The sequence below is a fragment of the Oleiagrimonas sp. C23AA genome (genome assembly GCF_011759385.1).
Lineage (GTDB): Bacteria > Pseudomonadota > Gammaproteobacteria > Xanthomonadales > Rhodanobacteraceae > Oleiagrimonas.
In genome coordinates, this window is the sequence record NZ_JAARLY010000002.1 from 519,230 (window position 1) to 530,052 (window position 10,823).

At 65.7% G+C, this 10,823-nt stretch carries 8 protein-coding genes; 6 read left to right on the forward strand and 2 right to left on the reverse strand.

Annotated features, from left to right (window positions below):
* Nucleotides 1-46 precede the first annotated feature (46 nt).
* From rng to tldD, 3 genes are all read left to right on the forward strand, one after another.
* Entirely contained in the window at nucleotides 47-1,531 is a 1,485-nt protein-coding gene (rng, locus tag HBF24_RS05285) for a ribonuclease G (RefSeq protein ID WP_167169962.1), read from the forward strand.
* A gap of 69 nt (nucleotides 1,532-1,600) precedes the next feature.
* Nucleotides 1,601-5,650 (forward strand): YhdP family protein, encoded by a 4,050-nt coding sequence (locus HBF24_RS05290; RefSeq protein ID WP_167169965.1) that lies wholly within the window; start codon nucleotides 1,601-1,603, stop codon nucleotides 5,648-5,650.
* A gap of 139 nt (nucleotides 5,651-5,789) precedes the next feature.
* Nucleotides 5,790-7,226 carry a metalloprotease TldD gene (gene tldD, locus HBF24_RS05295; protein WP_167169967.1) on the forward strand — a complete coding sequence of 479 codons (1,437 nt, stop codon included), beginning with the start codon at nucleotides 5,790-5,792 and terminating at the stop codon, nucleotides 7,224-7,226.
* A 167-nt stretch (nucleotides 7,227-7,393) separates the two neighbouring features.
* Here tldD and yjgA read toward each other — a convergent pair whose 3' ends face one another.
* Together yjgA and HBF24_RS05305 are read right to left on the reverse strand one after the other, a co-directional pair.
* Nucleotides 7,394-7,930, reverse strand: coding sequence for a ribosome biogenesis factor YjgA (gene yjgA / locus HBF24_RS05300; RefSeq protein ID WP_167169970.1), 537 nt, complete (start codon nucleotides 7,928-7,930; stop codon nucleotides 7,394-7,396).
* Between the two features lie 2 nt (nucleotides 7,931-7,932).
* A complete protein-coding gene (locus HBF24_RS05305; protein WP_167169972.1) occupies nucleotides 7,933-8,190 on the reverse strand; it encodes a DUF1653 domain-containing protein in 258 nt (85 codons plus the stop codon).
* A gap of 112 nt (nucleotides 8,191-8,302) precedes the next feature.
* Here HBF24_RS05305 and pmbA point away from each other — a divergent pair, with 112 nt between their 5' ends.
* From pmbA to HBF24_RS05320, 3 genes are all read left to right on the forward strand, one after another.
* Nucleotides 8,303-9,664 carry a metalloprotease PmbA gene (gene pmbA, locus HBF24_RS05310; protein WP_167169975.1) on the forward strand — a complete coding sequence of 454 codons (1,362 nt, stop codon included), beginning with the start codon at nucleotides 8,303-8,305 and terminating at the stop codon, nucleotides 9,662-9,664.
* Between the two features lie 69 nt (nucleotides 9,665-9,733).
* The gene (locus HBF24_RS05315) at nucleotides 9,734-10,177 is read left to right on the forward strand and encodes a DUF4870 domain-containing protein (RefSeq protein WP_167169977.1); all 444 of its coding nucleotides are present in this window, start codon (nucleotides 9,734-9,736) and stop codon (nucleotides 10,175-10,177) included.
* Nucleotides 10,178-10,265: 88 nt separating this feature from the next.
* Nucleotides 10,266-10,721, forward strand: coding sequence for a DUF4870 domain-containing protein (locus HBF24_RS05320; protein ID WP_167169980.1), 456 nt, complete (start codon nucleotides 10,266-10,268; stop codon nucleotides 10,719-10,721).
* The last annotated feature ends 102 nt before the right edge of the window (nucleotides 10,722-10,823 follow it).

A 10,823-nucleotide genomic window follows, 5' to 3' on the forward strand; every position in this document is an offset into this window, starting at 1 on the left:
CGGCCCGGTGACACGGGCATATTCACATCAGCATAAGGAGTGGCCGGTGAGCGAGGAAATCCTGATCAACGTGACGCCGCGCGAAACCCGCGTGGCGCTGGTCGAGAGCGGCATGCTGCAGGAGGTGCACGTCGAGCGTGCGCAGCGCCGCGGCTACGTCGGCAATATTTACAAGGGCCGCGTGCAGCGGGTGATGCCGGGCATGCAGGCGGCATTCGTGGAAATCGGCCTGGAGCGCGCCGCGTTCCTGCACGCCTCGGATATCGTGCGCCCGGCACCGCCGACCCTGCCCGACGGTACCGAGCCGCCACCCAGTCATGGTCCGGCGCCGTCCATTTCCGAGCTGGTGCACGAAGGCCAGGAGATTGTGGTGCAGGTGATCCGCGATCCCATCGGTACCAAGGGCGCACGCTTGTCGGCGCACCTTTCCATCCCTTCGCGTTACCTGGTGCTGCTGCCGCACGCACGCACGCTGGGCGTGTCGGCGCGGATCGAGGACGAAGACGAGCGCCAGCGCCTGAAGGACTGCCTGACCGACCTGATCGGCGACAAGCCGTTGGGTTACATCGTGCGTACCAACGCCGAAGGCCAGTCCGAGCCGTCGCTGGCATTCGATGTGACGTATCTGGGCAAGGTCTGGCGCGTGGTTCAGGAAAACGCTGCGAAGATGAACGTCGGCGAGCGCATCTACGAGGAGCTTTCGCTGCCGCTGCGCGCCCTGCGCGACCTGCTCAACGAGAACGTGGAGAAGGTCCGCGTCGATTCGCGCGAGACCTACGACAAGCTGGTCAAGTTCGTGCACAAGTTCATGCCGGAACTGGACGATCGCATCGAGCATTACGATGGCGAGCGCCCCATCTTCGATCTGTTCGGGGTCGAGGATGAAATCCAGCGTGCGCTGCGCAAGGAAGTGCCTTTGAAGTCCGGCGGCTATCTGATCGTCGACCAGACCGAGGCGATGACCACCATCGACGTCAACACCGGTGGTTACCTGGGCTCGCGCAACCTGGAGGAAACCGTCTACCGTACCAATCTGGAGGCCGCGCAGTCGGCGGCGCGCCAGCTTCGGCTGCGCAACCTGGGCGGCATCATCATCATCGATTTCATCGACATGGTGGACGATGAGCACAAGCGCCAGGTGATCCGCACGCTGGAAAAGAGCCTGGCGCGCGACCACGCCAAGACCACCGTGTACCCGATGTCGCCGCTGGGGCTGGTGGAAATGACCCGCAAGCGCACCACCGAAAGCCTGGAGCGCCAGCTGTGCGAGCCTTGTTCGGCGTGCAGCGGCCGCGGCACGGTGAAAACAGCCGAAACGGTAACCTACGAGATTTTCCGCGAGATCACCCGCGCGGTGCGTCAGTTCGATGCCGAGAAATTGCTGGTGCTGGCCGGCCCGACGGTGGTCAATCGCATCCTCGAGGAAGAGTCGGCGGCGGTGGCGGAACTGGAAGAATTCATCGGCAAGACCATCAATCTTCAGCCGGAAGAGCACTACCTGCAGGAACAGTTCGATGTGGTGTTGCTGTAAGCGCAGCCGTGATGCCAGCAAGAGGCCGGCGACCATGGCAAGGGCGTGCCACACGATGGGGGCTGACGCTTGAAGCAGCCCTGGCGACATCGCCTGCGCCGGCTGCGGTTCTGGGTTGGCGGCCTGCTGGCCACGCTGCTGATTGGCGCTGCGGTGCTGGTCGGCCTGGTGCAGTTGCTGCTGCCGCTGGCGGCGCACTATCCGCAGCAGGTGGCCGCCGCGCTCAGCGCACGGCTGCAACGTCCGGTCAGCTTTGCGTCCATGCAGGGGCACTGGCGTCCATCCGGCCCGCTGCTGGATCTCAAGCAGGTCAGCATTGGTGGCGACAACGGCAAGCCGGCACTGTCGCTGCCCTCGGCGCAGGTGAAGCTGGATCTTGGTGCCTTGTTGTGGCCGAGCCGGCATCTGGTGAACCTGCGCCTGTCCGGTCTCAGCCTGCGCCTTTTGCGCGACAGCAGCGGTGTGTGGCATCTGGCCGGGTTCGGGCGTCAGCCGCAGGCGCAGCAGGGCCAGACCTTCGCCCTGGATGAGCTGCCTGGCAACCTGTGGCTGGAGGATCTGAAGCTCTCCATCGAGGATGCCGCACACAACCGCCACTACGCCTTGTTGGCGTCCACCGTGCGCTTGAGCAGTGGCGGCGGACGCTTGCGTTTCGCCGGCCTGCTGCGCCGCCCGGGGGTTGAGGGCGCGCTGCACGTGATCGGGCGCTTCCGCGATGATGGCTCGGCCGGGCGCATCTACGCCCGCGCCGGTGGCTCGGACCTGGGCAAGCTGTTCAACGGGCTGGATCTGGCCGGCTATGCCGTGCATGACGGGCAGGGCAGTGCCGCGGTCTGGGTGGACTGGGCCCACGGTCGCGTGCATCAGGCGCAGGCGCGCATCGACCTGTCCAAACTGCACGTGGACAGCCCGCGTGGGCAGGTGCAGTTGTCGCGTTGGCGCGCCACCTTCAGCGCGCGACGTGACAATAATGGCCTGGACGTCTATTACGACCAGGATCAGGGCCAGGCGCATCTGCGCGTGACCGGCTCGGGCATGGCCCAGCACATTCGCGCGGCGGTGCGCACACTGGATGTCGGGCCACCGCTGGCGCTACTGGGCCTGCTGCCATCACTGCCCGAGGGCACCGCGCGCTGGCTGATCGGGGCCAAGGTGCACGGCCAGCTGGCACGGGTGAATCTTGATTACAGCCGCCAGCACGGCCTGCAGCACGTCGATGGCGCGTTCAGCCAGCTGGGCATGGCGCCGGTGGGCAAGGTGCCCGGTGTCGACCACCTGCAAGGCACGGTATTGGGCGACGCCGAGGCCATCGACCTGACTCTGCCCGAGCAAAGCACCGTGGTGCGCATGCCGCATACGTTCCGCGAACCGCTGGCGCTGTCGAAACTGGGGGGCGATGTGCTGGCCTGGCACACTCACGACGGCTGGCGCCTGGGCCTGGATGATCTGGTTTTCGAAGGCCAGGATTATGGTGGCAGCGCGCGTGGCCAGGTTCGGCTCCCCGCTACCGGTGGGCGTCCGTTCATGGCGCTGTATGTGCGCATCGATCACGGCAAGGTGCCGGCGGCCAAGCTGTTCTGGCCGGTCGATTCGATGGCGCCGAAAACCGTGGAGTGGCTGGACAAGGCGCTGGTCGATGGCACCATCGAGTCGGCGAGTGCACTGGTGCGCGGCAGCCTGGCCGACTGGCCGTTCCACCATCATCAAGGGCGTTTTGACAGCACTGCGCACATCACCCATACCACACTCAATTTCAGCGACGAGTGGCCCAACGCCACCGATCTCGATGCGCAGGCAAGCTTCGTCAACAATGGCATGTTGATCAATGCCAGTGAGGGGCACTCGCTGGGCAACACGGCCAGTTCCGCCACCGCCAGCATCGAGGATTTCGCGCACAGCCCGCTGACCCTGACGGTCAAGGGCAGTGGGCCGGGCAAGGCGGTGGGTGACTATCTTCGCCAGAGCCCGATTGCCTCGCGCTACGCCGATACGCTGAAAAACCTCTCGCTCGGTGGCTCGGCCGACTTCAGTTTCAGTCTGGTGTTACCACTGCATCACGATGATGCCCAACCGATGACGCTGGACGGCGACGCCACGCTCAAGGCGATGGACGTAAGCAACCCTGACTGGCGCCTACGGCTGTCGGGGGTGACGGGTAACGCCAGTTTCGATGCGCATGGTTTCAAGGCGTCGGGCCTCAGCACCCGGTTCCGCGGTGTGCCCTCGACGCTGGATCTGGCCTTGGGGCAGGCCACCGGCGATCCGAACCGCCCGGTGAAGGTGGGCTTGAGTGGGCGCTTTGCCATGGCCACGCTGCTTGACGGCATCGATTCGCTCAAACCCCTGGTCGCGCACAGTTCGGGTCGGGCGCTGATGCATATCGGTGTCGACGTGGACACGGGCGAAGGTGAGCCGGCACGCACCGAGCTGACGCTCGATTCGGATCTCACCGGGGTCGCGCTGGATCTGCCCGCACCGCTGGACAAGCCGGCCGCGCAGCCGTTGCCGCTGCACATGTCGCTGGGGCTTCCAGTGGATGGCGCGCCACTGGATGTGCGCATCGGCACGCTGGCCCGGGTCCGCGCTCGCTTGGCCGATAGCGGCAAGGGTCAGCCAATGGCCTTGGCCATCGGCCTTGGCGCCCAGCCCGACATGACACTGCCTTCCTGCGGCTTGCGCGTGGGCGGTCATGCCGGGGTGCTGGATGTCAGTGGCTGGGCACAAAGTGCCATGGCCTGGAGCAGCGGCGAAGGCGATCACTGCTCCACGCAGGTGGATGTTCAGGCCGATGCGCCAACGTTCTTTGGCAAGCGCTTCGATGCATTGCGCCTGCAGTTGGCTCCTCGCGGCGACGGACTGCGTCTCAACGTGGCTGGCAAACAGGCCAAGGGCACGCTGGATCTGCCAGGCAGCGACCTGCAGAAAAAGGGCATTACTGCACGCCTTGATCGGCTGTACTGGCCGGCTGACAGCACCCCGGACACCGTCGAGGCACAGGCGGGAAGCAACAGAAGTGAAGGTCAGGCCGGGCATAAGCCGGTCACAACGCCAGCGGCCGCCAGCAGCACCAGGCGGTCGTCGCCCAGCGCGCAGACGGTCAAGGCGGCGTCCGCCAGTGGGCCACCAATAACGGCCAAGGTCGCAGGCGGTCAGAATCCGTCTCTGGACATGCATGTGGCGCCGGCCAGTTTGCCGCCACTCCATCTGTGGGTGGGTGATCTGCGTCTGGGCAAGGCGCACCTGGGCAGCGCCCGGTTCGAGAGCTGGCCCACGGCCCGCGGTATGCACATCGACCAGTTGCGCACGCATGCCCGCGATGTGCAGATCACCGCCAGTGGTGACTGGACCGGCACCGCGCAGGACAACCAGACCCACTTGGTCATCGACTTCGGTGCCGAGAGTCTGGGGCACCTGCTGACCACGTTGGGTTTTGAAGGCATCTTCGATGGCGGCCGCACGCAGGCGCACCTGGATGCCAGTTGGCCCGGTCCGCCCTCGTCGGTGGCGCTGGCGACGATGAACGGACACCTTGGCGTGGATGTGAGCAAGGGTCGCATCCCCGAGGTGCAGCCCGGTGTCGGACGCCTGTTCGGCTTGATGTCGATCGCCGAGTTGCCGCGACGCCTGACGCTGGATTTTGGTGATGTATTCCGCAAGGGCTTCGGCTTCGATGCCATCACCGGGCATTTCCGCTTCGCCGATGGCAATGCATATACCGACGATCTGCACATCAAGGGGCCTGCCGCGGATATTTCCATCAGCGGCCGCACCGGCCTGCGCGCGCATGACTACGATCAACAGGTGCTGGTGGTGCCGCATGTGGGCAACAGCCTGCCGGTGGTCGGCGCGCTCGCCGGTGGTCCGGTGGGGGCGGCGGCCGGCTTCGCGGTGCAGAAGCTGATCGGCGGTGGCCTGAACCGCGCCGCAAGCGCGCGCTACCACGTGGGCGGTTCATGGGATAAACCCAAGATCACGCTGCTGGAAAAGAAGCCGCTGCCGCGTTCCTCCCGCTCCGGTGCCGCAGCCCCGGCCGCCGCAACCAGCGTCTCGGTGGCGGTGCCACCTACCGCGTCTTCCGGTGCGGCGCGTGCCGCCTCGTCGGCATCTTCAGGCCAGTAGCCGCACCGCGCTTGCCAGCGGCCGATGCCGGTCGCCGCATGCAGGGGCCGGCTGGGCGTGGGCCGCAGGCGGGGTTTAAGCTTGCCGGTTCGCACCCCATCTTCTGGGCTTATTCGCCCGCGACTGGAATTGACGCTTCATGACCACGCCTCTTGCTTTTGCCGAACAGCGCCTGCTCACCCCTGGCGGATTGGCCACCGGTGATCTTGACCGCGTGTTCTCGCAGTTGATGGGCCCGTCCATTGACGCCGCCGACCTGTATTTCCAGCATTCGCGCAGCGAGTCGTGGGTGCTGGAGGATGGCATCGTCAAGGACGGCAACCACAGCATCGAGCAGGGCGTGGGCGTGCGCGCCATCTCTGGCGAGAAGACCGGTTTTGCCTATTCGGACGAGATTGTGCTGCCGCAGTTGCTGGAAGCGGCTGGCGCCGCGCGTGCTATTGCTCATGGCGGCCAGGGTTCCGGCAAGCCGCTGGCGCTGCGCAACGCGCGTCAGCTGTATCCGGCGATCGATCCGGTGGAAAGCCTGCCCAACGAGGAAAAGATCGCCGTGCTGCGCGAGGTCGATGCCTATGCGCGCTCGCGCGATCCGCGCATCAAGCAGGTGGTGGTGAGCATGGCCGCCACGTTGGACACGGTGCTGATTGCCGCCGCCGACGGCACGCTGGCCGCCGACGTGCGCCCGCTGGTGCGCCTGAACGTGCAGGTGATTGCCGAATCCGGCGAACGGCGCGAATCGGGCTTTGCCGGTGGCGGTGGTCGCTACAGCTATCGCGAGTTGCTCGATTCGGGGCGCGCCAAGGGCTTTGCGGCCGAGGCGGTGCGTCAGGCCCTGGTCAACCTGGAAGCGGTCGACGCGCCGGCGGGCACCATGCCGGTGGTGCTGGGGCCGGGCTGGCCGGGCGTGCTGCTGCACGAGGCGGTGGGCCATGGCCTGGAAGGTGATTTCAACCGCAAGGGCACCTCGGCGTTCGCTGGCCGTTTGGGCCAGCGCGTGGCGGCCAAGGGCGTCACCGTGGTCGACGATGGCACGCTGGAAGGTCGCCGCGGCTCGCTGTCGGTGGACGATGAGGGCACCAGCACCCACTGCACCACGTTGATCGAAGACGGCATCCTGGTCGGCTACATGCAGGACAAGCACAACGCGCGCCTGATGGGCGTGGAACCGACCGGCAATGGCCGCCGCGAATCGTTCGCGCATCTGCCGATGCCGCGCATGACCAACACCTACATGCGTGCCGGCCAACACGATCCGGCCGAGATCATCGCCTCGGTGGATCGTGGCATCTACGCGGTCAATTTCGGTGGCGGTCAGGTCGACATCACCAGCGGCAAGTTCGTGTTCTCGGCCAGCGAGGCCTACCTGATCGAAAACGGCAAGGTGACCCGCCCGGTGAAGGGCGCCACGCTGATCGGTTCCGGGCCGGAAGTACTCACTCGCGTGTCGATGATCGGCAACGACCTGGCTCTGGACGAGGGGGTCGGCGTGTGCGGCAAGGAAGGTCAGAGCGTGCCGGTAGGCGTCGGCCAGCCGACCCTGCGCGTGGACGCGATGACCGTGGGCGGCACGGCTTAAGAGCGAGAAGTGAGTGGAGAGAGAAAAGCACAGAGCGCAGAGCGACAAGTGGAGCTGATGCGCCGACGTGCCATGCGAGAGCCAAACGCGAGCATCTAAGAGAGCCAGCCACCGCCTATCTTCTCTCACTTCTCACTTCTCACTTCTCACTTCTCACTTCTCGCCACTCACTCCCCGCGCTCGATTTCCCGCAGGGACCGGAACAGCTCGCGGTAGGCGTGCGGCGGCTTGTTCTTCTCGCGCTCGGTGCGCGCCTGGCGGATCAGCGAGCGCAGATGCTGGCGATCGATCTGCGGGTGGGCTTCGATCAGCTCTGACAGCGCCGCATTGCCATCCTCGCCCAGGAGGCGCTCGCGCAACACTTCCAGACGCTGCATGGCGGCGTTTTCCTGGCGCTGGCGGTCGCGATCCTCGCCCAGCGCGGCGCGCACATGGGTGAATGCCTCTTCGCCGTGCCGGCGCATGATCTTGGCCAGGAACGCCATCTGCCGCTTGCGCGCGATGTGCGCCTTGATGCGCTTGGTCTGCGCGATCTCCGTCAGCACATCGTCCGGCAGGTCGAGCTTGGCCAGCTGGCTGGGCGTCATCGCCACCAGTTGTTCGGCCAACTCCAGCATGGCCAGGGCATCACGGCGTTGCTGGCTGCGACTGGGGCCGTAGTCGTCTTCGTTGGCGTCGATATCGTGTTCGTCGTGCGGCTGCATGCTCAGGCGTCCGTGGCCGGGGTGTCGACAAGGCCGGGTTCGGCCTGCTCAAGGGCAAAGCGTGGCCGGGTGTGGCCGTCCACTTCAACGGTTTCGGCAAACATCGCCGCCGGGCGCACCCACAGGCCGCGTTCGCCATACAGCGCCTGATAGACCACCAGGTGCTGTTCGTTTTCGCTGTGACGGGCCGTGCCGAACACGCGGTATTGCCCGCCCTTGTAGTGCCGGTACAGGCCGGGCGTGATCGATGTTGCGGTCATGGCGGGGCTCCGTGGCACCATAGCGGCTTTGCGAAACGGCCGCGGCGTCCCCATATGCATGAGGGTTCCGACGGCCCGGCCGTCCATTGTATCGCAGCCCAGAAGGATGCCCATGAGCGATCTTGCCCCCGCCCGCGAACTATCCCACGACGCCCAATCCGAGCTGGATCGCCTGGCGCAACTGGCGCAGGAGGTCATTGCCCGTGCGCGCGCTGCCGGCGCCAGCCAGGCCGAGGTGGCCGCCAGCGTGGACGAGGGTCTGAGCGTGAACGTGCGCCTGGGCGAGGTGGAGACGGTCGAACGCACGCGCGATCGTGGTTTCGGGCTGACGGTGTATTTCGGCAAGCGCAAGGGCTCGGCCAGCACCGCCGACCTTCGCGCCGAGTCGCTGGATGCCACCATCGAGCAGGCCTGCGCCATCGCCCGGCATACCGAGGAAGATCCGGCCGCGGGCCTTGCCGATGCCGCGCGCATGGCCGACAGCTTCCCTGACCTGGATCTGTGGCATCCGTGGGAGATCGATGTCGACGGCGCCGCCGAGATCGCGCGCCGCATCGAGGCCGCCGGTCGTGAGGAAGCGCACATCAGCAATTCCGAGGGCGCCAACGTGCAGGCCGGCAGCGCGCTGTCGGTGTACGCCAACTCGCACGGTTTCGTCGGCCGCGAGCGCGGCAGCCGGCATTCCATGTCGGTGTCGCTGATTGCCGCTGACGAGGCCGGCATGCAGCGCGACTACTGGTACGACACCGTGCGCGCAGCCGGCGACTTCATGTCCGCCGAGGCGCTGGGTCGACGCGCCGCCGAGCGTACCGTGGCCCGCCTGGGCTCGCGCCGGCTGTCCACGCGCAGCTGCCCGGTACTGTTCGCGCCGTCAGTGGCACGTGGCTTGATCGGACACTTGCTGGGCGCGGCCAGCGGCGGCGCGCTGTACCGCCGCGCCAGTTTCCTGCTGGACAAGCGCGGCGAGCAGGTGCTGCCGTCATGGCTGTCATTGGTCGAGCGTCCGTTCCTGAAGCGCGGACATGCCTCGTCGGCCTTCGATGCCGAAGGTGTGGCCACGGTCGAGTCGACGATTGTCGAAAATGGCGTGCTGTCGCGTTATCTGCTAAGCAGCTACTCGGCGCGCAAGCTGGGCCTTGAAAGCACCGGCAATGCCGGCGGCGTGCACAATCTGGAGGTCAGCCACGGCGAGGATGATTTCCAGGCCATGCTGGCGCGACTGGGTACCGGCCTGCTGGTCACCGAGGTGATGGGGCAGGGCGTGTCGCTGATCACCGGTGACTACTCGCGTGGCGCGGCCGGCTTCTGGGTGGAGAACGGCGAAATCGCCTATCCGGTGGAGGAAATCACCATCGCCGCCAACCTGCGCGACATGTTCAAGGGCATTGTCGCGGTCGGCGCCGATATCGATCATCGATCGCATATCCTCACCGGCTCGATCCTGATCGACCGCATGACGGTGGCAGGTGAATAACCCGCGGCGGAACTCGGCACGGCAGGGGGCCGGGCAGCGTACTAGGTTGCGACAACAGGAGAAAAAGACATGAAGGACGTCAGCGCGTCGCAGGCGCCCACGGCGCTGGGTGCCGACAACGCCGAACAGCGTAAGTGGGCCATGCTGGTACATATTTCGGCGCTGGTGACGGCGCTTTTGACCGGCCGTTTTTTCGGGGTGGGCTGTTTTCTGGGCCCGCTGCTGCTGTGGGCCATGAAGAAGGAAACCATGCCCTATGTGCACGAGCAGGGCCGCCAGGCGATCAATTTCAACCTGACCGTCATGCTGGCGCTGATCGTGATCATCCTGCTGGGCTTGGGCGTTTCGATGCATATGGGGCGGCCCCTGGGTCTGGCCGTGATCCTGCTGTTGGGTGCGTTGCTGCTGGCGTTCTGGGCCATCAGCGTGATTGTTGCAGTGGTCAAAACCTCCAATGGCGAGGCGTTTCGCTACCGACTGGCGATTCGCTTCATTCGCCCGGCCCGCGCATGAACGCGACGCATGCCGGCGTGACCAGTTGCGCTTGACAGCGTCCGGCGCACAGCCAAAAGTGGAGCCTCCTGAATAAAGGAGAGGGGCCATGAACACGCCTTCGGACCAGATTCCACCGTCGTCGCCGCCACCGGAGCCGCCACCGGGTGGACCACCCGAGCCGCCACCGGAAGGCGCCAAGGCCTATACGCCACCGCCGCCGGAGCCGCCGCCGGGCGCAAGCCCGGACGACCGCAACATTGCGCTGCTGACGCACCTTTCCGGCTTTATCCTCAGCATCATCGTGCCGCTGGTGGTGTGGTTGATGAACAAGGACAAGCCCGAGAAGGCTTATCTGACCGAGGAAGCACGCGAGGCGCTGAACTTCCAGCTCACCGTGTTGATCGGTTACGTCATTTGCTGGGTGCTAGCGATCATCCTGATCGGGGCGTTCCTGAGCTGGCTGCTGTGGGTGGTCAATCTGGTGCTTTGTATCCTGGCCGCCGTCCGCGTCAGCGCGGGAGGCAGTTACCGCTATCCGTTCAATCTTCGCCTGATCAATTGATGGCGCAAGGAAAAGGCGGCCGATATGAACTGACCCCCAGAAGTTGGACATCGATCCAACCTCTGGGGGTTTTTCATGTCCAAATACGACACCAAGTTCAAG

What these genes read in the sequence shown, in the direction of transcription:
- HBF24_RS05320 (WP_167169980.1), top strand. Translation starts at nt 10,266, where the DNA reads ATGAACACGCCTTCGGACCAGATTCCACCGTCGTCGCCGCCACCGGAG.
- yjgA (WP_167169970.1), bottom strand. Translation starts at nt 7,930, where the DNA reads ATGCAGCCGCACGACGAACACGATATCGACGCCAACGAAGACGACTAC.
- tldD (WP_167169967.1), top strand. Translation starts at nt 5,790, where the DNA reads ATGACCACGCCTCTTGCTTTTGCCGAACAGCGCCTGCTCACCCCTGGC.
- HBF24_RS05315 (WP_167169977.1), top strand. Translation starts at nt 9,734, where the DNA reads ATGAAGGACGTCAGCGCGTCGCAGGCGCCCACGGCGCTGGGTGCCGAC.
- pmbA (WP_167169975.1), top strand. Translation starts at nt 8,303, where the DNA reads ATGAGCGATCTTGCCCCCGCCCGCGAACTATCCCACGACGCCCAATCC.
- HBF24_RS05305 (WP_167169972.1), bottom strand. Translation starts at nt 8,190, where the DNA reads ATGACCGCAACATCGATCACGCCCGGCCTGTACCGGCACTACAAGGGC.